This is a genomic window from Pseudomonas sp. PS1(2021), assembly GCF_020405165.1.
In the GTDB taxonomy this organism is placed as follows: Bacteria; Pseudomonadota; Gammaproteobacteria; order Pseudomonadales; family Pseudomonadaceae; genus Pseudomonas; species Pseudomonas aeruginosa.
Window position 1 is genome coordinate 6,436,363 of record NZ_CP084484.1, and the last position, 20,148, is coordinate 6,456,510.

At 65.6% G+C, this 20,148-nt stretch carries 15 protein-coding genes; 9 read left to right on the forward strand and 6 right to left on the reverse strand.

The window, feature by feature from the left end; genetic code table 11:
* Nucleotides 1–76: 76 nt before the first annotated feature.
* On the reverse strand, nt 77–2,359 hold the full coding sequence (locus LE197_RS30500; RefSeq protein WP_003084250.1) for a putative bifunctional diguanylate cyclase/phosphodiesterase: 2,283 nt from the start codon (nt 2,357–2,359) through the stop codon (nt 77–79).
* Nucleotides 2,360–2,530: 171 nt separating this feature from the next.
* Between LE197_RS30500 and desA the strand changes: the two genes are divergently transcribed.
* The 6 genes from desA to LE197_RS30530 all read left to right on the forward strand — a co-directional run bounded on the left by desA (nt 2,531) and on the right by LE197_RS30530 (nt 10,429).
* Complete coding sequence (desA, locus tag LE197_RS30505; protein WP_003104496.1) at nt 2,531–3,709, forward strand: delta-9 fatty acid desaturase DesA; 1,179 nt, start codon at nt 2,531–2,533, stop codon at nt 3,707–3,709.
* A 228-nt stretch (nt 3,710–3,937) separates the two neighbouring features.
* Entirely contained in the window at nt 3,938–5,323 is a 1,386-nt protein-coding gene (locus tag LE197_RS30510) for a sodium:solute symporter (protein WP_003104497.1), read from the forward strand.
* A gap of 55 nt (nt 5,324–5,378) precedes the next feature.
* Nucleotides 5,379–6,335: an agmatinase gene (speB, locus tag LE197_RS30515; protein WP_003104498.1), complete on the forward strand. Its 957-nt coding sequence runs from the start codon at nt 5,379–5,381 to the stop codon at nt 6,333–6,335.
* Between the two features lie 52 nt (nt 6,336–6,387).
* Nucleotides 6,388–7,350 carry a LysR family transcriptional regulator gene (locus tag LE197_RS30520; RefSeq protein ID WP_003118724.1) on the forward strand — a complete coding sequence of 321 codons (963 nt, stop codon included), beginning with the start codon at nt 6,388–6,390 and terminating at the stop codon, nt 7,348–7,350.
* A gap of 112 nt (nt 7,351–7,462) precedes the next feature.
* The gene (locus tag LE197_RS30525; RefSeq protein WP_003104500.1) at nt 7,463–8,434 is read left to right on the forward strand and encodes a GGDEF domain-containing protein; all 972 of its coding nucleotides are present in this window, start codon (nt 7,463–7,465) and stop codon (nt 8,432–8,434) included.
* Between the two features lie 612 nt (nt 8,435–9,046).
* Nucleotides 9,047–10,429 (forward strand): OprD family porin, encoded by a 1,383-nt coding sequence (locus LE197_RS30530; RefSeq protein ID WP_003084265.1) that lies wholly within the window; start codon nt 9,047–9,049, stop codon nt 10,427–10,429.
* A 134-nt stretch (nt 10,430–10,563) separates the two neighbouring features.
* On the opposite strand, the gene aguA is transcribed toward LE197_RS30530, so the two are convergent.
* The 5 genes from aguA to LE197_RS30555 form a co-directional block, all read right to left on the reverse strand.
* Nucleotides 10,564–11,670 (reverse strand): agmatine deiminase, encoded by a 1,107-nt coding sequence (gene aguA, locus LE197_RS30535; RefSeq protein ID WP_003144947.1) that lies wholly within the window; start codon nt 11,668–11,670, stop codon nt 10,564–10,566.
* 85 nt (nt 11,671–11,755) lie between these two features.
* On the reverse strand, nt 11,756–12,634 hold the full coding sequence (aguB, locus tag LE197_RS30540) for an N-carbamoylputrescine amidase (RefSeq protein WP_003111119.1): 879 nt from the start codon (nt 12,632–12,634) through the stop codon (nt 11,756–11,758).
* A 162-nt stretch (nt 12,635–12,796) separates the two neighbouring features.
* Nucleotides 12,797–13,462 carry a TetR/AcrR family transcriptional regulator gene (locus LE197_RS30545; protein WP_003107783.1) on the reverse strand — a complete coding sequence of 222 codons (666 nt, stop codon included), beginning with the start codon at nt 13,460–13,462 and terminating at the stop codon, nt 12,797–12,799.
* 60 nt (nt 13,463–13,522) lie between these two features.
* The gene (locus tag LE197_RS30550; RefSeq protein WP_023092292.1) at nt 13,523–14,584 is read right to left on the reverse strand and encodes a polyamine ABC transporter substrate-binding protein; all 1,062 of its coding nucleotides are present in this window, start codon (nt 14,582–14,584) and stop codon (nt 13,523–13,525) included.
* Between the two features lie 255 nt (nt 14,585–14,839).
* Nucleotides 14,840–16,216, reverse strand: coding sequence for a glutamine synthetase family protein (locus LE197_RS30555; RefSeq protein ID WP_003112937.1), 1,377 nt, complete (start codon nt 16,214–16,216; stop codon nt 14,840–14,842).
* Between the two features lie 278 nt (nt 16,217–16,494).
* Between LE197_RS30555 and LE197_RS30560 the strand changes: the two genes are divergently transcribed.
* The 3 genes from LE197_RS30560 (at nt 16,495) to spuC (ending at nt 20,082) form a co-directional block, all read left to right on the forward strand.
* The gene (locus tag LE197_RS30560) at nt 16,495–17,247 is read left to right on the forward strand and encodes a gamma-glutamyl-gamma-aminobutyrate hydrolase family protein (RefSeq protein ID WP_003112938.1); all 753 of its coding nucleotides are present in this window, start codon (nt 16,495–16,497) and stop codon (nt 17,245–17,247) included.
* Between the two features lie 40 nt (nt 17,248–17,287).
* Nucleotides 17,288–18,646: a glutamine synthetase family protein gene (locus tag LE197_RS30565; RefSeq protein WP_003084290.1), complete on the forward strand. Its 1,359-nt coding sequence runs from the start codon at nt 17,288–17,290 to the stop codon at nt 18,644–18,646.
* Between the two features lie 65 nt (nt 18,647–18,711).
* Nucleotides 18,712–20,082, forward strand: a complete 1,371-nt coding sequence (spuC, locus tag LE197_RS30570) for a putrescine--pyruvate aminotransferase (protein ID WP_003084297.1) — start codon at nt 18,712–18,714, stop codon at nt 20,080–20,082.
* Nucleotides 20,083–20,148 lie beyond the last annotated feature (66 nt).

Below are 20,148 nucleotides of genomic sequence, written 5' to 3' on the forward strand. Positions count from 1 at the left end.
TTAAAAATATTGTTTAAGAATCTTTATAGGTAAAGTGGTTATAAGACGGCGAAGCGGCCCGGCTTCGCCGCCAGGCTCAGTCTTCCGGCAGCGCCACGGGCGGCAGGTCGAAGCGCAGCGCTTCCGCCGGTTGCGGCCGTCCGTACCAGTAGCCTTGGCCGAAGTCGCAGCCATGTTCGCGCAGGAACAGCGCCTGGTCCTGATGCTCGATGCCCTCGGCAACCACCCGCAGCCCCATGCTTTGCGCCAGGGCAACGATCGCCCGGGCGATCGCGGCGTCGTCCACCGCGCCGGGCAGGCCGGCGACGAAGCCCTGGTCGATCTTCAGCTTGTGCACCGGCAGCCGCTTGAGGCGCATCAGCGAGGAATAGCCGGTGCCGAAGTCGTCGATGGCCAGGTTCACGCCGAGGATGCGCAGGCGGCAGAGCAGGTTGAGGGACTGCTCGAAGTCCTCCATCACCGCGCTTTCGGTGACTTCCAGCTCCAGGTAGCGGGGCTCCAGCCCGGACTCTTCCAGGGCATTGGCGATCCTTTCCTCCAGGCCGCCGCGGTTGAACAGCCGGCTGGAGACGTTGACCGCGACGAACTCCAGCTCGACGCCGCGCTGTTGCCACTCGCGCATCTGCCGGCAGGCACGCTTGAGCACCCAGTTGTCCAGCGCGGCGATCAGCCCGCATTCCTCCGCCACCGGGACGAACTCGCCTGGCGGCACCAGGCCGCGCTCGGGATGCTGCCAGCGCACCAGCGACTCGACGCCGACGATCCGCCCGCTGGCCAGGTCGTGCACCGGCTGGTAGTGGACGCGCAGTTCGTCGTGCTCCAGCGCATGGCGCAGGGCCGATTCCACCTGGACATGGGCGCGGGCCCGGGCGGTCAGCACGCGGGTGTAGAAGGCGTAGGCGTTACGCCCGCTGTCCTTGGCCTGGAACAGCGCGGCGTCGGCGTGTTGCATCAGGTGGTCGACGTCGCTGGCGTCTTCCGGGTAGAGGCTGACACCGAGGCTTGCGCTGATATAGATCGGCTGGCAGTGGATGTCGAACGGCGCGTTGAAACCGTCGAGGATGCGCTGCGAGAGTCGCGCGACGGCTTCCGGGTCGTCGTTCTCGACGAGGATGGCGAATTCGTCGCCGCCCAGTCGCGACAGCAGGCAGCGCTCGTCGAGTTGGTGTTGCAGGCGCTTGCTGACCTCCTTGAGGAGCATGTCGCCAGTTGTATGGCCGAGGCTGTCGTTGATGTGCTTGAAGTGGTCGAGGTCGATCAGCAGCAGGGCCCCGGCCACCGTCCGGTCCTTGCCGTTCTCCAGCGCCTGCTCGATGCGCTCGCGCAGCAGCACGCGGTTGGGCAGGCCGGTCAGCGAGTCGTGGTGGGCGAGGAAGTCCAGCTCGTTCTCCGAGCGCTTGATGCTGCTCAGGTCGGAGAACACCCCGACGTAGTGGGTCAGCTGGCCCTGGTCGTTGCGCACCGCGCGGATGTGCAGCCACTGCGGGTAGATCTCGCCGCTCTTGCGACGGTTCCAGATCTCTCCGCTCCAGACGTCCTGCTCGCGCAGGGCCAGCCACAGGCGCTGGTAGAACGCCTGGTCCTGGCGGCCGGAGCGGAGGATCGCCGGGGTCTTGCCGAGCACGTCCTCGGAACGGTAGCCGGTGATGCGCTCGAAGGAAGGGTTGACGTGCACGATCACCGCCTGGGCGTCGGTGACCAGAACGCCCTCGCGGGTGCTGTCGAACACCGCCGCGGCCTGGCGCAGGTGGTCTTCCTTGAGCCGCTGCAGAGTGATGTCGCGGGCCACGCCGGTGTAGTGCAGCGGCTTGCCCAGGGCGTCGCGGAGGACCCGGCCGCGCGAGTGGATCCAGCGGTAGTCGCCGTCCTTGTGGCGCAGGCGGTAGATGTGGTCGAGATTGTCGGTCAGGCCCTGCAGGTGGTTGCGGTGGGCCTCCAGCACGGTGGCGTACTCTTCGGGGTGCAGGCGCTTCTTCCAGGTCTCGATGGGGTCGCCGAGTTCCTCCGGAGCGAGGCCGATCAGCGCGGCGTAGCCCGGCGAGACGAACATCCGGTCGGTCACCAGGTCCCAGTCCCAGAGTCCGTCGCGCACCGCTTCCAGGGCGCGGTTCAGGCGCTGCTCGCTGCCGTGCAGTTCGTCGTAGGCCTGGGCCTTGCGGCGGAACTGGCGTACCAGGTAGAGGTACAGGAGCAGGCCGGTTGCGGCGAAGAAGAACAGCCGCTTGGCGGTCATCCAGAACACCAGTTGGTCGTGGTCCTGGACCTGGTTTTGTAACAAATGATCGCTCAGGAACGCCCAGGCGATGGCGATTGCGAGATAAGCCAGGCTCAGGCGAAGGGCACTCAGGCGGGGGCTCATGGGATTTTCAGTGGGCAATTATTGGCCGGGCAGTATAAATGATGGCCATCCGGCCCTGTTCATATCTAAAAGAACGGATGGTAATCCCCAGCCGCTTGGTGATAATGCCCCCAGGTTTTGTCAGACAAGGCCCTCATCACTCCCAAGTCCCCCCGAGGTTCAGTACCGCCTATGTGGTTCAACGGTTTTCTCGACCTGTCGCCGTGGCAACTGGTGGCAGTTACCCTGGTGCTGACGCATATCACCATCGTCAGCGTGACCGTCTACCTGCATCGCTATTCCGCCCACCGTGCACTCGACCTGCACCCCGCGCTGCAGCACTTCTTCCGTTTCTGGTTGTGGTTGACCACAGGGATGAACACGCGCGAATGGACCGCGATCCACCGTAAGCACCATGCCAAGTGCGAGACCGTCGAGGATCCGCACAGCCCGGTGCACAAGGGCCTGTTCACCGTCCTGCGCGCAGGCGCGGAGCTGTACAAGGCCGAGGCGAAGAACCAGGACACCCTGCGCATCTACGGCAAGAACTGCCCGGACGACTGGATCGAGCGCAATCTCTACTCGCGCTTCCCGATCGGCGGCGTGGTGCTGATGGCGCTCATCGACCTGGCCCTGTTCGGCGCCCTTGGCCTGACCGTCTGGGCCGTGCAGATGGTATGGATTCCGTTCTGGGCCGCCGGCGTGGTCAACGGCCTCGGCCACGCGGTCGGCTATCGCAACTTCGAATGCCGCGACGCCGCCACCAACCTGGTGCCCTGGGGCATCCTCATCGGCGGCGAAGAGCTGCACAACAACCACCACACCTACCCGAACTCGGCCAAGCTGTCGGTGAAGAAGTGGGAATTCGACCTGGGCTGGGCCTGGATCAAGCTGTTCAGTTTCCTGCGCCTGGCCAGGGTCGCCCGGGTTGCGCCGATCGCCCATCGGGTCGAAGGCAAGCACAGCCTGGACATGGATACCGCCATGGCGATCCTCAACAACCGCTTCCAGATCATGGCGCAGTACCGCAAGCTGGTGATCGCGCCGCTGGTCAAACAGGAAGTGGCCAAGGCCGACGAGTCGGTGCGCCACCTGTTCCGCCGCGCCAAGCGCCTGCTGTCGCGCGAGACCAGCCTGCTGCAGGACCGCCACCACGTGCGCATCGACTCGATGCTCGCCCACAGCCAGGCGCTGAAGGTGATCTACGAGAAGCGCCTGGCGTTGCAGCAGATCTGGGCCAAGACCAGCGCCAACGGCCACGACATGCTGGCGGCGATCAAGGACTGGGTGCATGAGGCGGAAGCCAGCGGTATCCAGTCGTTGAAGGAGTTCGCCGCGCAACTGAAGACCTACTCGCTGCGTCCCGCCTGACGCCTGACGCGCCCTCGCGGGTGCGTCAGCCGCCTCTGCAACGCGCCGGCTCCTGCCGGCGCGTTGCGTTTCGGCGTCGCCAATGCGACGCCCCGCCGATACTTCTCTTCCTCCGCAAGTCGACTTGCCCGATCCGGGATTCAGCCCGGGCGGCGCCCGGCCTATCTTCGGCGTGCCCAGGCGCCACGCCGGGCGTCACGCAGAACAACAAGAAAAGGAGCGCGGGCGATGTTGCTGGATTACCTGATCATGCTGGTCTACGCCCTGGCCATGCTGGGCCTGGGCTGGTACGGAATGCGCAAGGCGAAGAGCCAGAGCGATTTCCTCGTCGCCGGACGCCGTCTCGGCCCCGGCCTCTACCTGGGAACCATGGCCGCGGTGGTGCTCGGCGGCGCGTCGACCATCGGTACGGTCAAGCTCGGCTACCAGTTCGGCCTGTCCGGCTTGTGGCTGGTGTTCATGCTCGGCCTGGGGATCATCGTCCTCAGCCTGGTGTTCTCGCGGCAGATCGCGCGCCTGCGGGTGTTCACCGTGACCCAGGTGCTGGAACAGCGCTACCAGGCCTCCTCGCGCTTGATCGGCGGGGTGGTCATGGTCGCCTACGACCTGATGGTGGCGGTCACCGCGACCATCGCCATCGGCTCGGTCACCGAGGTGGTATTCGGCATCCCGCGGATCCCGGCGATCCTCTGCGGTGGCGGGATCGTCATCGTCTATTCGGTGATCGGCGGCATGTGGTCCCTTACGCTGACCGACATCATCCAGTTCGTGATCAAGACCGTCGGTATCTTCCTGGTCCTGCTGCCGTTGTCGATCGACGGCGCCGGTGGCCTGGCGCGCATGCAGGAGGTGCTGCCGGCGGGCTTCTTCGACCTCGGCCACATCGGCCTGGATACCATACTCACCTACTTCCTCCTGTACTTCTTCGGCGCGCTGATCGGCCAGGACATCTGGCAGCGGGTGTTCACCGCGCGCAGCGAGACGGTGGTGCGCTACGCCGGGCTTGGCGCCGGCGTCTACTGCATGCTCTACGGCGCCGCCTGCGCGCTGATCGGCGCGGCGGCGCGGGTCCTCCTGCCGGACCTGGCGGTGCCGGAGAACGCCTACGCCGAGATCACCCGCGAGGTACTGGCGCCGGGCCTACGCGGCCTGGTGGTGGCGGCCGCGCTGTCGGCGATCATGTCCACCGCCAGTGGGTGCCTGCTGGCGGCGGCCACCGTGCTGCAGGAAGACATCTACGCGCGCTTCCTGCGCCCCGGTACCACCAGCGACATCCGCCTGAGCCGTTGCATCACCCTGCTGATGGGCGTGGCGATGCTGGTCCTGGCGTGCCTGGTCAACGATGTCATCGCGGCCCTGAGCATCGCCTACAACCTGCTGGTCGGCGGCCTGCTGGTGCCGATCGTCGGCGCGCTGCTGTGGCGTCGGGCCAGTCCGCAGGGAGCGATCGCCAGCATCGTCGCCGGTTGCCTGGCGGTGATCGCCTGCATGGCCCGCGACGGCCTGCTCGCCAACTCGCCGATCGTCTACGGCCTGCTGGCCAGCCTGGCGACCTTCGTCGCGGTCAGCCTGGCTACCCGTCCTGCCGCCAGCCTGCGAGCCCAGCCGGAATGAACCCACCGCGCCGGGCGGCGCCCGGCGCTTTCTTCCCGCCACACGGAGACGCCCCATGTCGAACGACCATCCGCAGCCCCTCGACGCCGCCGAGATTCCCCGCTTCGCCGGTATCCCGACCTTCATGCGCCTGCCGGCGTTCACCGACCCGGCGGCGCTGCAGGTCGGCCTGATCGGCGTGCCCTGGGATGGCGGTACCACCAACCGCGCCGGTGCCCGCCATGGCCCGCGCGAGGTGCGCAACCTGTCCAGCCTGATGCGCAAGGTGCATCACGTCAGCCGCATCGCGCCCTACGACCTGGTGCGGGTCGGTGACCTCGGTGACGCGCCGGTGAATCCCATCGACCTGCTCGATTCGCTGCGCCGCATCGAAGGCTTCTATCGCCAGGTCCATGCCGCCGGCACCCTGCCGCTGTCGGTCGGTGGCGACCACCTGGTGACCCTGCCGATCTTTCGCGCCCTGGGTCGCGAGCGGCCGCTGGGCATGGTGCATTTCGATGCGCATTCCGATACCAACGACCGCTACTTCGGCGACAACCCCTACACCCACGGCACGCCATTCCGCCGAGCCATCGAGGAAGGCCTGCTCGATCCGCTGCGCACGGTGCAGATCGGCATCCGCGGCTCGGTGTATTCGCCGGACGACGACGCTTTCGCCCGCGAGTGCGGCATCCGCGTGATCCACATGGAAGAGTTCGTCGAACTGGGCGTCGAGGCGACCCTGGCCGAAGCCCGGCGGGTGGTGGGCGACGGGCCGACCTATGTGAGTTTCGACGTCGACGTGCTCGACCCGGCCTTCGCGCCCGGCACCGGTACCCCGGAGATCGGCGGCATGACCAGCCTCCAGGCCCAGCAGTTGGTCCGCGGCCTGCGCGGGCTGGACCTGGTCGGCGCCGACGTGGTGGAAGTCTCGCCGCCGTTCGATGTCGGCGGCGCCACGGCGCTGGTGGGGGCGACCATGATGTTCGAGCTGCTCTGCCTGCTTGCCGAGTCGGCCGCGCGAAGCGCCTGACGGCGTTCCGCCGGCCCGGCTTTGGCGCTATAACGAAGGCGGACCGAACGCCATGGGGGCGGGAATGCTGGGCAACCTCAACGACATCGACCTGCGCATGCTGCGCACCTTCTGCGCCATCGTCGAGGCCGGCGGCTTCACTGCCGCCCAGGCGCGCCTGAACACCAGCCTGTCGCGCCTGAGCGTGCTGGTGCGCGACTTGGAGGTGCGCCTGGGCTATTCCCTGTGCCGGCGCGGCAACGGCGGTTTCCAGTTGACCGAGGAGGGGCAGGAGCTCTACGACGCCGCGCTCGGCCTGTTCAGCGACATCGCCCGTTTCCGCGAGCAGGTCCGCGGCCTCGGCGGGCGCGATCGCGAGGCGTTGCACCTGGGCTGCGTCGATGGCGTCATCGGCCAGCATTGCCTGCCGTTGCCGCTGGCCATCCGGCTGTTTCGCCAGCGCGCCCCGGAGGTGCTGCTCAAGCTGCACACGCGGCGTCCCGACGAACTCGAGCACGCGGTGCTGGAAGAGCGCCTGCAACTGGCGGTGGGGGCCTTTCACCACCGGTTGTCCGGGCTCTACTACCAACCCCTGTTCCGCGAGGAGCAGAACCTCTATTGCGGCAGCGCGCACCCCTTCTTCGCCCGGGCGGACGACGAGCCGACACTGGACGAGATCTGCGCCGCCGACTATGTCGGCCGCGGCTACATGGCGGAAAACCATCGCCCGCACGACCTGCGCTTCAACCAGGGGACCGACGCCTACACCATGGAGGCCATCGCTACCCTGGTCTTCAGCGGCACCTACATCGGCTACCTGCCGACGCACTATGCCGCCACCTGGGTCGCCGAAGGGCGCATGCGGGCGATCCGGCCACGGCAACTGGCCTACGACTCGGAATTCCATTGCATTACCCGTCAGGGACACGAAGAACGACCGACCCTGACCCTGTTCCTGCGCTCGCTGTTCGAGGCGCAGAAACAACTGGGCGTGCAGGCTCCGGCGAATACGAACGGCATCGCTCGGCAATTGTGATCAAGCGCACTGGCTGGAGCCTTTCCCTGCCGTTCGGCGGGCATTTCTGTATCGCCGCGACCCCTGCGCTAAGTTGGCGGTCGAACCCGTTCCGCGAGCAGAGCGACGATCCATGGACGACCTAACCGGCATTCCCGAAGACCCGCAGGAGGCCGCGCTGGCCTTGCTGCACAGCCGTGCCGAAGTGGCCCGGCTGAAGGAGCGCGAGCAACTCTTCAGCGCCTTGCTGGCCAGCGTCAACTCGGTGCTCTGGGCCTACGACTGGCAGAACCGGCGAATGGTCTACGTCAGTCCCGCCTACGAGAAAATCTTCGGCCGTTCCGCGGCGCTGCTGCTGGCGGACTACGAGGAATGGCGCAACAGCATCTACCCGGACGACCTCGACTACGCCGACAGCAGCCTGCTGCAGGTGCTCGAACGTGGCGCCGTGGAACAACGCGAATACCGCATCGTGCGTGGCGACGGCGAGGTCCGCTGGCTCAACGACAAGTGCTTCGTCAGCCGCCAGGGCGAGGCGGGACTGCCGCTGATGGTGGTGGGCATCGCCGAGGACATCACCGACAAGAAGCACATGGAGAGCGAGCTGCAACGGCTGGCCACCACCGACGTGCTGACCCAGAGCAGCAACCGTCGCTATTTCTTCGACAGTGCCGAGGCGGCCTTCAAGGAGTGTCGCCGCGAGGGGATACCGTTGGCGTTCCTGCTGCTGGACGTCGATGACTTCAAGAAGATCAACGACCGCTTCGGCCACCAGGTCGGCGACCAGGTCCTCCAGCGTATCGCCCAGAGCGGCAGTGCCGCGCTGCGCCGTGGCGACCTGTTCGGGCGGATCGGCGGCGAGGAGTTCGCCGTGCTGCTGCCCGGCTGCGACGAGCAGACCGCGCGACAGATCGGCGAACGCCTGCAGCGCGAGGTGCAACGCCTGCGCTTCCAGGAGGGCGAGCACAGCTTCGGGATCACCGTCAGCCAGGGCCTGACGGTCCTCCAGGCCGATGACGAGGGACTCGGTGCCCTCTACAGCCGGGCCGACGCCGCGATGTACTCGGCCAAGCGCCAGGGCAAGGACTGCATCGTCGTGGGCTGACCGCTGGGCAAACGTTTCCGTTTTGTCGACGGCGCCACGGAATACCTCTTTGGGGAGGCGACCGGCAGGTCGCGGCTGCGGTACAATATTCCTTAAAGCTATTAAATATGAATAATTAATTCTTTTTAGGTTTATTGCGGATATTTTACTGTTTATTACCCACGCGCTATAAAGCGCGGGAAATAACGATTTCTGAAACGTGGCGGTAACTCGCCAGAAAGGAAGCTGTAATAGGCGGTTTTCTGCCGACACCCTTCGGCCCGTCAGCCGGGAGAAGGGCAGGAAGCCCGAGAGGACGCGAAGGCGGAGCCCGATGGAAAGATTGGCTTACAAATTGCCTTCACTGGCGGTGGGTCGAGACACCCGCCGCACAATAACAAGACACGAGTACGCCCATGCACACGCTTCCGTTCGCTGCCTCCCTGCCTGCTTGCCTGCCCCGTCGTTCCATCGTCGCGGGTTGCGCCGTTTCCTGATCCATCGAATGCCGAGTTTCGCGCGCGCCATCTTCCGGGATGGTACGGCGCTCAGTGTTTCAACGACCGGTCGGGCCCACGCGTTCCACTTCCCCCGACCGGAAGACAATTAGCAATACCAATGGGGAAAAGACCAATGAAGAGTCGCAAGATCAACAAGTCACGACTGGCCCTGGCCATCACTGCCGGTACCCTCGGTGCCCTGGCGCAACAGGCGGTCGCCGCCGGTTTCATCGAGGACAGCAAGGCATCGCTGACCCTGCGCAACTTCTACATCAATACCGACAACCGCAATGGCACCGCCTCGCCGAGCAAGCAGGAAGAGTGGGGCCAGGGCTTCATCCTGAATTACCAGTCGGGCTTCACCCAGGGCACCGTCGGCTTCGGCGTCGACGCGCTGGGCCTGCTCGGCGTGCGCCTGGACGGCGGCGGCCGTGCCGGCAAGAGCGGCCTGGACCGCCAGCCGGGCACCGTGTTCCCGCTGGAAAGCAACGGCGAGCCGGTGCACGACTTCGCCAGCCTGGGCCTGACCGCCAAGGCCAAGGTGTCCAACACCGAGTTCCGCTACGGCACCCTGCAGCCGAAGCTGCCGGTGGTCACCTACAACGACGGCCGCCTGCTGCCGGTCACCTTCGAGGGCGGCCAGGTCACCTCGACCGACCTCAAGGACTTCACCCTGGTTGCCGGCCAACTGGAGCACTCCAAGGGCCGTAACTCCACCGACAACCGCAGCCTGAGCATCGCCGGCGCCAACGGCAGCAGCGCCAGTTCGCGCGACAGCAACAAGTTCTACTACGCGGGTGGCGACTACAAGGTCAACAAGGACCTGACCCTGCAGTACTACTACGGCAACCTGGACGACTTCTACAAGCAGCACTTCCTCGGCCTGATCCACAACTGGCAGATTGGCCCGGGCGTCCTGAAGACCGACCTGCGCGCCTTCGACAGCAGCTCCGACGGCAAGAACGGCAGCCGTTCCGGCCGTGCCGACGGCTACGTCAGCAGCGGCTACTACGGCAGCGGCGTGACCAAGGGCGAAGTCGACAACCGCGCCTTCAGCGGTCTCTTCACCTATACCGTCAGCGGCCACAGCATCGGCGCCGGCTACCAGATCCTCAACGGCGACAGCGACTTCCCGTTCCTGAACCGTGGCGATGGCGAAGGTTCCACCGCGTACCTGATCACCGACGTGCAGATCGGCAAGTTCCAGCGTGCCGGCGAGCGCACCTGGCAGGTCCGCTACGGCTACGACTTCGCCACCGTCGGCGTGCCGGGCCTGACCTTCAACACCATTTACCTGAGCGGCGACAAGATCAAGACCGCCCGCGGCGACCAGAGCGAGTGGGAACGCGATATCTCCCTGGCCTACGTGATCCCGGACGGCACCTTCAAGGGCCTGGGCTTCACCTGGAAGAACGCCTCCTTCCGCAGCGGCCTGCCGGCTGCCGGTTCGAGCAACAACCAGCGCGACCAGGACGAGAACCGCCTGATCGTCAGCTACACCCTGCCGCTGCTGTAAGCTCCGGCCGGACAGGAAAAAGCCCGCGTCCTCCTGGAGGACGCGGGCTTTTTTCATTCATGGCGCCACTCGGCGTGTCGGGCCGGCCAGGGGGAACAGCGCCGCGGCTGGCCATCCGCCCTGCGGGATGCCCGTCAGGCCTTGCGCGGCGCCGGTTGCTGCTGGGTGATGCAATGGATGTTGCCGCCGCCGAGGAGGATCTCGCGCCCCGGAACCATCACCACCTCGTGCTCGGGGAACACCCGCTGGAGGATCGCCCTGGCCTCGGCGTCCTTGGGATCGTCGAAGCTCGGCGCGACGATGCCGCCGTTGACGATCAGGAAGTTCACGTAGGAGCCGGCCAGGCGAATGGAGGGATCGCGCGGCTGGCTGCCTTCGACGATATCCACGCCGTCGCACTCTTCCTGGGTCGCGTACAGCGGGCCGGGGATCGGCATCTTGTGTACCACCAGCTTGCGTCCCTTGGCGTCGCGGCTTTCTTCCAGCACGCGGAGGGCGGCCTGGCAGCGCAGGTAGTTCGGGTCGTCCTGGTCGTCGGTCCAGGCCAGCAGCACCTCGCCGGGACGCACGTAGCAGCAGAAGTTGTCGACGTGGCCGTCGGTCTCGTCGTTGTAGAGGCCGTTCGGCAGCCAGATGATGCTCTCCACCGCAAGGTAGTCGCGCAGGGTCCGCTCGATCTCCGCCTGGCTCAGGTGCGGGTTGCGGTTGTGGTTGAGCAGGCATTCCTCGGTGGTGATCAGCGTGCCTTCGCCGTCGACGTGGATCGAGCCGCCCTCGAGGACGAAGTCGTCGGTGCGGTAGCGGGCGCGCCGTTCGATCTCGAGGATCTTGCGTGCCACCTGGTCGTCGCGCTGCCAGGGGAAGTACAGGCCGCCTTCGAAGCCGCCCCAGGCGTTGAAGCCCCAGTCGACGCCGCGTACATCGCCCTTGTCGTCGATGACGAAGGTCGGGCCGGTGTCGCGGACCCAGGCATCGTCGCTGCTGATTTCCACGACGCGGATGTTGCCGTCGTCGAGGCGTGCGCGCGCGTTCTCGTACTGCCCGGCGCTGGCGCAGACGGTGACCGGCTCGAAGCGCGCGATGGCCTTGGCCACCGCGGCGAAGGCCGCCTGGGCCGGCTTGCCGCCGTTGCGCCAGTTGTCCGGGCGTTCCGGCCAGACCATCCAGGTCTGCTCGTGGGGTTCCCATTCGGCGGGCATGCGGAAGCCGTCGGCGCGTGGGGTGCTGGTCGGGTTGCTCATCGCTGCTCCTGAAATCGTTGCTATGCGCGGCGGACGCCGGCGCGGAATGCGCGGGGCGTCCCCGCGCGGATCGTTTCCCGAGGCCTCACGACTCCAGCGAACCGTCCAGGGTCTTCAGCGGACCGTAGAGGTTCGGCCGGCGGTCGCGGAACACGCCCCAGGCGCTGCGGGTGCGCTCCAGCGCATCGAGGTCGAAGGTGTGGACAAGGATACCTTCCTCGGTACGGTTCAGCTCCTCGACTTTCTCGCCGAACGGGTCGGCGATGAACGAAGAACCATAGAAGGTGATGTCGTAGCCATCCTGCTCCTCGCGGCCGATGCGGTTGGAAGCCACCAGCGGCATCAGGTTGGCTCCGGCATGGCCTTGCTGCACGCGCTGCCAGTGATCGCGCGAGCTGATGCTGGCGTCGTGCGGTTCGCTACCGATGGCGGTCGGGTAGAACAGGAGTTCCGCGCCGAGCAAGGCCATGCTGCGCGCCGATTCGGGGAACCACTGGTCCCAGCAGATACCGACGCCGATCCGTGCGTAGCGGGTCTGCCAGACCTTGAAGCCGGTGTCGCCCGGATTGAAGTAGTACTTCTCGTGGTAGCCCGGGCCGTCCGGGATGTGGCTCTTGCGGTAGACCCCGAGGTTGCCGCCATCGGCGTCGATGACCGCGATGCTGTTGAAGCGGGCGCGCCCGGCGCGTTCGAAGAAGCTGATCGGCAATACCACCTGCAACTCCCGGGCGAGGGCCTGGAAGTGGGCGATGGCGGCGTTCTCCTCGACCGTGGTGGCCAGCTGCAGGTAGTCCGGGTTCGGCTTCTGGCAGAAGTAGGGGGTCTCGAACAGTTCCTGGATCAGGATGATCTGCGCACCCCTGGCGGCGGCCTGGCGCACCAGTTTCTCGGCGCGGGCGATGTTCGCCGGACGATCCCAGGAGCAGGCCATCTGGGTGGCGGCGACGGTGACGTTGCGGGTCATGGAGCACCTCGTGTGCTGGCTCGGATGGCTGCCGGGCTTGGCGGCGGCCGGTTGTGGGTCGGGCGGGCGGGAACGGGGTGTCGCGCCCGATCGAGTGATGGGCGGATTTATATCCGATAAAAATCGGACTGTGAAGCGGCTTGAGAGGGTTTTATGGATTTTCTATCGATTTAAATCGGATATAAATCCGGATAATGGTTCGCTACGCTTTTCCAGGATCGGCGGCAGGTAGAGCCCCAGGTAGGCGTCGAACACCCGCATGCCTTCTTCCGCCAGGCGTGCGTCGATGATCCCGTGACGCTGTACCGACAATGCGTAGACGCGATCGCCTAGCTCCATGGCCAGGCTGAAGATCTCGATATCGGTCGGCAGCGGTGGCAGCAGGAAATGCCGCTCGAACAGGGCACGCATGGCCTGGCCGAGTTGCACGTCATGCTGGCGATCGGCCTGGGTGACTTCGGCCAGGCCGTGGCTGGCGAGAATCAGTTGGCGGGCCGCCGCGTCGCGGGCGTAGACCGCCAGCATGCGCTCCTCGACGATCCGCGACAGGTCGCGCCAGCAGCGCAGGCCTGCATGGTCCACCGGCTGTTCGAGGCACGCGCGGAAGGCGGCGTGGACCTCGCCGGTCAGCCCCTGGAGCAGGGCCGGCACGCTGGGGAAGAAGTGGTAGACCGACGATGGCGGCATTTCCGCGCGTTCGGCCACGCTATAGATGGTCAGGCCGCCGATGCCTTCGTCGGCGAGCAGGCCGCGGGCGGCGTCGAGGATCGCGGCGATCCGGGCCTGGCTGCTGGCGCGGGGCTTGCGGGTGGACGAGGTGGGCTGCATGGCGGGTCTCCGGGCGTGAGCGGCTATTGGACGCCAGCTCACGCGACCGGGGCAAGCCGCTCAGTGGCTGGCGCCGCGGAAGGCCTTCCAGATCTCGTCGACCACCGGCCGGAGTTTTTCCGGCGGCGTTTCCAGGGCGAACAGGCGGCGGCTGGTGTCGCGGTCCGGATACAGGCCCGGTTGCTGGCGCAGGGCGGGATCGAGGAAGCCGGCGGCGTCGGCGTTGCCGCTGGGGTAGAGGGTGGCGGCGGTGATCTGTGCGGCGATCTTCGGTTGCATCAGGTAGTCGATGAAACGGTGCGCCTCGCGTGGATGCTGGGCGCCGGCCGGGATCACCAGGTTGTCGATGAACAGCACCGAGCCTTCCTGCGGTACCTCGAAACTTACCGGCTGGCCCGCCTTGGCCGCGCGCAGGGCGTCGCCGACCCAGGCCATGGCCAGGCAGAGGCGACCGCCTTCGAGGTCGGCGATGTAGCGCTCGCTGTCGACGTAGCGCAGGTTCGGTCGCAGTCCGTGCAGCGCCTCGGCGGCGCGGCGTACCTGGCTCGGCGCAGTACGACCGAGGTTGCGGCCCTGGTAGTTGAGGAGGATCGCCAGGGTTTCGTCCGGCGCGTCCAGCAGGCTGATGCCGCAGCTTTTCAGGCGCTGGCTCTGGCTGGCGTCGAACAGCAGGCTCCAGCTGTTGGGCAGCGGCCCGCCATAGGCGGCTTCGGCCTGCGGGGTATTGATGGCCAGGCCTACGGCACCCCATAGATAGGGGACGGCGTGGCGATTGTCAGGATCGACCGCGGCCAGTTTGCTCAGCAATTGACGGTCGAGATGGCTGCGGTTGGGCAGCTGGGTGAAGTCCAGCGGCCGCAGCAGGTTGTCCTTCAGCAGGGCCGGCAGGGTGTCGTGGGAGGGGACGGCGACGTCGATCGCCTCGCCACTGCGCAGCGCCTTGTCCAGTTCCTCGGCGGTGGCGAAGGTGTGGTACTCGACGCGGATGCCGGTGTCCTTCTGGAAGGACTCGAGCACCTGCGGGTCGATGTAGTCGTTCCAGTTGTAGACGCGCAGGGTCTCCTCGGCTTGGGCCAGCCAGGGTGCGAGGGCGAGGAACAGCAGGACGGAAAGGCGGGGCATGGAATCTTCTCGCTGGACGGAACGGAGCGGACGATGGTGCCGGAGCCAGGCGGCAGAGGCATTGATGCAGGCCAGCATCGAGTCTGGCGGGAGGCGTGGCGGCAGGCTGTGCCGTGGCGCACATTTCCCGGTTCCGAGAAAAGGACCGGGGCGGTTTCCCAGACACAGACGCCCCCGCGTTGAGTGTCTGCGAAACCGCCCCGGATTTCGCTGCGTACGGCGCCGGCCCAGGACCGGCGCGCCGATACCGCTACCTCAGACGGTATGCAGGTACCAGTTGTACTCGAGGTCGGAGATCGAGTGCTCGAACTCCTCCAGCTCGCTTTCCTTGCAGGCGACGAAGATGTCGATGTACTTCGGGTCGATGTACTTCGCCATGATCTCGCTTTCGTCCAGCTCGCGCAGGGCGTCGCGCAGGTTGTTCGGCAGGCTCGGCTCCATCTGCTCGTAGGAGTTGCCTTCGATCGGCGCGCCCGGCTCGACCTTGTTGGTCAGCCCGTGATGAACGCCTGCCAGCACCGCTGCCAGTAGCAGGTAGGGGTTGGCGTCGGCACCGGCCACCCGATGTTCCAGGCGTACCGCGTCCGGGCTGCCGGTGGGCACGCGCAGGGCCACGGTGCGGTTGTCCAGGCCCCAGCTCGGCGCGTTCGGCACGTAGAACTGCGAACCGAAGCGGCGGTAGGAGTTGACGTTCGGGCAGAGGAAGGCCATGGAGGCCGGCAGGGTCTCGAGCACACCGCCGATCGCATGGCGCAATGCGGCGTTCTGCTCGGGATCCTCGCTGGTGAAGATGTTGTTGCCATGCTTGTCGAGCAGCGAGATATGCACGTGCAGTCCGTTCCCGGCCTGGCCCGGATAGGGCTTGGCCATGAAGGTGGTGTCCATCTCGTGGTCGTAGGCGATGTTCTTGACCAGGCGCTTGAGCAGCACCGCGTGGTCGCAGGCCTTGAGGGCGTCGTTGACGTGGTTGAGGTTGACCTCGAACTGCGCCGGTGCGGATTCGGCGACGATGGCGTCGGCCGGGATGCCCTGGGCGCGGGCGCCGTCGATGATGTCCTGGAGGCACTCGACGTATTCGTCGAGGTCGTCGATGGAGTACACCTGCACCGACTGCGGACGCTTGCCGGAGATCGGCGAGCGCGGAGGCTGCGGCCGGCCGTTCACGTTCTCCTGGTCGATCAGGTAGAACTCCAGCTCGAAGGCGGCGACGATGGTCAGTTCCATCTCGGTGAACCTGGCCACCACCTGGCGCAGGACTTCGCGGGGGTCGGCGAAGAACGGCTCGCCTTCCAGTTCGTGCATGGTCATCAGCAGTTGCGCGGTCGGGCGCTTCTGCCAGGGTTCCATGGAGAGGGTGCCGGGGATCGGGTAGCAGATCCGGTCGGCGTCGCCGATGTCGAGACCCAGGCCGGTACTCTCTACGGTGGAGCCGGTGATATCGAGGGCGAACAGGGAAGCGGGGAGATTGATACCTTTTTCGAAGACTTTGTTCAGACTGTTGCGTTCGATCCGCTTGCCGCGAACCACGCCATTCATGTCTGCAATAAGGAGGTCGACGAACTGGACCTCGGGATGTTCCTTGAGGAACTCGCTCGGTTCAGTGAGCTGAACGGCACGCTGGGGTACCGACATGATGCAACACCTTTTTTGTTAAAAATTTCAATCATGCGGGGGGTAGGCTATGAGTCAATCCGAAAGCCTGTGGGATGTCAATAGCCGCCAAAAACGCCCTCTTGTGGGGCGTTGAGGCCGTTTTCAGGGCATTTTCGCCGGACGAAAAGCCGAAAAAAACCTCGCGTCGAAGGGTGTTCAGGAGTGCGTGTTCAATTTTTTACAGGCCTATTGTGTAAAAAAATGAACAACGCTAAGCTCGGCCAAACCCCATAACATCTACAAACAACGGGTGTCTCATGTCTCGCCTGCCGTTAATCGGCGTCACCGCCTGCACCAAGCAGATCGGTCTTCATCCCTACCACATTGCCGGCGACAAATATCTGCGTGCCGTCGTCAACGGCGCTGGCGGTCTCCCGCTGATCATTCCTGCGCTGGGCGAGTCGATCGACCAGGCAGCCCTGCTGGACAGCGTCGACGGCTTGCTCTTCACTGGCTCGCCGTCGAACGTCGAGCCCCGTCATTATAGTGGACCGGCGAGCGAGCCCGGCACCCTCCACGACTCCGACCGCGACGCCACCACGCTGCCGCTGGTCCGCGCCGCCATCGACGCCGGCATTCCGGTCCTCGGCATCTGCCGCGGTTTCCAGGAAATGAACGTGGCTTTCGGCGGCAGCCTGCACCAGAAGGTGCACGAGGTCGGAACCTTCATGGACCACCGCGAGCCGGCCGACCAGCCGCTCGAGGTTCAGTACGCGCCGCGCCATGCCATGCATGTGCAGCCGGGCGGAGTGCTCGCCGGTATCGGCTTGCCGAGCGAGTTCCAGGTCAATTCCATCCATGGCCAGGGCGTTGATCGTCTGGCGCCGGGCCTTCGAGTAGAAGCACTGGCGCCTGACGGGTTGGTCGAAGCCATCTCCGTAGAAGGTGCAAAAGCCTTCGCTCTTGGTGTGCAATGGCACCCGGAGTGGCAGGTTCTGACGAACCCCAACTATCTCGCTATCTTCCAGGCTTTCGGTAAGGCCTGCAGCAAGAGGGCGGGGCAACGTTGAGTCCGGCTGTTGGGGCCGGACTCTCAACCCTGAGGTCTTTATGACTACCAAGTTAGACCAGCTGACCAGCTGGCTGAAGGAACGCAAGATCACCGAAGTGGAATGCCTGATTTCCGATCTGACAGGCATCGCCCGCGGCAAGATCTCGCCGACCAACAAATTCATCGCGGAAAAGGGCATGCGCCTGCCGGAGAGCGTTCTGCTGCAGACCGTCACCGGCGACTACGTGGAAGACGACATTTACTACGACCTGCTCGACCCGGCCGACATCGATATGGTCTGCCGCCCGGACGAGAATGCCGTGTTCCTCGTCCCCTGGGCCATCGAGCCCACCGCGATGGTGATCCACGACACCTTCGACAAGCTCGGCAATCCCATCGAGCTGTCGCCGCGCAACATCCTCAAGCGCGTGTTGAAGATGTATGCCGACAAGGGCTGGCGGCCGATCGTGGCGCCAGAGATGGAGTTCTACCTGACCAAGCGCAGCGACGACCCCGACTATCCGTTGCAAGCCCCGGTGGGCCGCTCCGGACGCCAGGAAACCGGGCGTCAGTCGTTCTCCATCGACGCCGCCAACGAGTTCGACCCGCTGTTCGAGGACATGTACGACTGGTGCGAGGCCCAGGGCCTTGACCTGGATACGCTGATCCACGAGGAAGGCACCGCGCAGATGGAGATCAACTTCCGTCATGGCGACGCCCTCGACCTGGCCGACCAGATCCTGGTGTTCAAGCGCACCATGCGCGAGGCCGCGCTCAAGCACAACGTCGCCGCGACCTTCATGGCCAAGCCGATGACCGGCGAGCCGGGCAGCGCGATGCACCTGCACCAGAGCATCGTCGACGTGAAGACCGGCAAGAACATCTTCTCCAATGCCGACGGCACCATGAGCGAGCTGTTCCTGCACCATATCGGCGGCCTGCAGAAGTTCATCCCGGAAGTGCTGCCGCTGTTCGCGCCCAACGTGAACTCGTTCCGCCGCTTCCTGCCCGATACCTCGGCGCCGGTGAACGTCGAGTGGGGCGAAGAGAACCGTACCGTCGGCCTGCGCGTGCCGGACTCCAGCCCGGAGAACCGCCGGGTCGAGAACCGTCTCGCCGGCGCCGACGCCAACCCTTACCTGGCGCTGGCTGCCAGCCTGCTGTGCGGCTACATCGGCATGGTCGAAGGCATCAAGCCGAGCGCCCAGGTCAAAGGTCGCGGCTATGAACGCCGCAACCTGCGCCTGCCGCTGACGATCGAAGCGGCGCTGGAGCGCATGGAGAACTGCAAGCCCCTCGAGCAGTATCTCGGCAGCAAGTTCATCAGCGGCTACGTCGCGGTGAAGCGTGCGGAGCACGAGAATTTCAAGCGGGTAATCAGCTCCTGGGAGCGGGAATTCCTCCTGCTTTCCGTTTGATCCTGACCGGGGGCGGCCGGCGTGGTCCGCCGCTCCCGGACAGTCTTGAATAGAAGAGGTGTGACATGAACAGCCAAATCACCAACGCCAAGACCCGTGAGTGGCAGGCGTTGAGCCGCGACCACCATCTGCCGCCGTTCACCGACTACAAGCAGTTGAACGAGAAGGGCGCGCGGATCATCACCAAGGCCGAAGGCGTCTATATCTGGGACAGCGAGGGCAACAAGATCCTCGATGCGATGGCCGGCCTCTGGTGCGTCAACGTCGGCTACGGCCGCGAGGAGCTGGTCCAGGCCGCCACCCGGCAGATGCGCGAGTTGCCGTTCTACAACCTGTTCTTCCAGACCGCCCACCCGCCGGTGGTCGAGCTGGCCAAGGCGATCGCCGACGTCGCTCCGGAAGGCATGAACCACGTGTTCTTCACCGGCTCCGGCTCCGAGGCCAACGACACCGTGCTGCGTATGGTCCGCCACTATTGGGCGACCAAGGGCCAGCCGCAGAAGAAAGTGGTGATCGGCCGCTGGAACGGCTACCACGGCTCCACCGTCGCCGGCGTCAGCCTGGGCGGCATGAAGGCGTTGCATGAGCAGGGTGATTTCCCCATCCCGGGCATCGTCCACATCGCCCAGCCCTACTGGTACGGCGAGGGCGGCGACATGTCGCCGGACGAGTTCGGCGTCTGGGCCGCCGAGCAGCTGGAGAAGAAGATTCTCGAAGTGGGCGAGGAAAACGTCGCCGCCTTCATCGCCGAGCCGATCCAGGGCGCCGGCGGCGTGATCGTCCCGCCGGACACCTACTGGCCGAAGATCCGCGAGATCCTCGCCAAGTACGACATCCTGTTCATCGCCGACGAAGTGATCTGCGGCTTCGGCCGTACCGGCGAGTGGTTCGGCAGCCAGTACTACGGCAACGCCCCGGACCTGATGCCGATCGCCAAGGGCCTCACCTCCGGCTACATCCCCATGGGCGGGGTGGTGGTGCGCGACGAGATCGTCGAAGTGCTCAACCAGGGCGGCGAGTTCTACCACGGCTTCACCTATTCCGGTCACCCGGTGGCGGCCGCCGTGGCCCTGGAGAACATCCGCATCCTGCGCGAAGAGAAGATCATCGAGAAGGTGAAGGCGGAAACGGCACCGTATTTGCAGAAACGCTGGCAGGAGCTGGCCGACCACCCGTTGGTGGGCGAAGCGCGCGGGGTCGGCATGGTCGCCGCCCTGGAGCTGGTCAAGAACAAGAAGACCCGCGAGCGTTTCACCGACAAGGGCGTCGGGATGCTGTGCCGGGAACATTGTTTCCGCAACGGTTTGATCATGCGCGCGGTGGGCGACACTATGATTATCTCGCCGCCGCTGGTGATCGATCCGTCGCAGATCGATGAGTTGATCACCCTGGCGCGCAAGTGCCTCGATCAGACCGCCGCCGCCGTCCTGGCTTGAGTCCCTGAGCGGACTTTTGCCAGACTGCGCCAGTGCGTTGGCCAGGCTCACCGGGTGGTGACGCGA

Bases quoted from the DNA above. Each gene is read 5' to 3' on its own strand.
- LE197_RS30510 (WP_003104497.1), top strand. From the start codon at position 3,938: ATGTTGCTGGATTACCTGATCATGCTGGTCTACGCCCTGGCCATGCTG.
- LE197_RS30525 (WP_003104500.1), top strand. From the start codon at position 7,463: ATGGACGACCTAACCGGCATTCCCGAAGACCCGCAGGAGGCCGCGCTG.
- LE197_RS30560 (WP_003112938.1), top strand. From the start codon at position 16,495: ATGTCTCGCCTGCCGTTAATCGGCGTCACCGCCTGCACCAAGCAGATC.
- LE197_RS30520 (WP_003118724.1), top strand. From the start codon at position 6,388: ATGGGGGCGGGAATGCTGGGCAACCTCAACGACATCGACCTGCGCATG.
- LE197_RS30530 (WP_003084265.1), top strand. From the start codon at position 9,047: ATGAAGAGTCGCAAGATCAACAAGTCACGACTGGCCCTGGCCATCACT.
- aguA (WP_003144947.1), bottom strand. From the start codon at position 11,670: ATGAGCAACCCGACCAGCACCCCACGCGCCGACGGCTTCCGCATGCCC.
- desA (WP_003104496.1), top strand. From the start codon at position 2,531: ATGTGGTTCAACGGTTTTCTCGACCTGTCGCCGTGGCAACTGGTGGCA.
- LE197_RS30555 (WP_003112937.1), bottom strand. From the start codon at position 16,216: ATGTCGGTACCCCAGCGTGCCGTTCAGCTCACTGAACCGAGCGAGTTC.
- LE197_RS30545 (WP_003107783.1), bottom strand. From the start codon at position 13,462: ATGCAGCCCACCTCGTCCACCCGCAAGCCCCGCGCCAGCAGCCAGGCC.
- spuC (WP_003084297.1), top strand. From the start codon at position 18,712: ATGAACAGCCAAATCACCAACGCCAAGACCCGTGAGTGGCAGGCGTTG.
- speB (WP_003104498.1), top strand. From the start codon at position 5,379: ATGTCGAACGACCATCCGCAGCCCCTCGACGCCGCCGAGATTCCCCGC.
- LE197_RS30500 (WP_003084250.1), bottom strand. From the start codon at position 2,359: ATGAGCCCCCGCCTGAGTGCCCTTCGCCTGAGCCTGGCTTATCTCGCA.
- LE197_RS30565 (WP_003084290.1), top strand. From the start codon at position 17,288: ATGACTACCAAGTTAGACCAGCTGACCAGCTGGCTGAAGGAACGCAAG.
- LE197_RS30550 (WP_023092292.1), bottom strand. From the start codon at position 14,584: ATGCCCCGCCTTTCCGTCCTGCTGTTCCTCGCCCTCGCACCCTGGCTG.
- aguB (WP_003111119.1), bottom strand. From the start codon at position 12,634: ATGACCCGCAACGTCACCGTCGCCGCCACCCAGATGGCCTGCTCCTGG.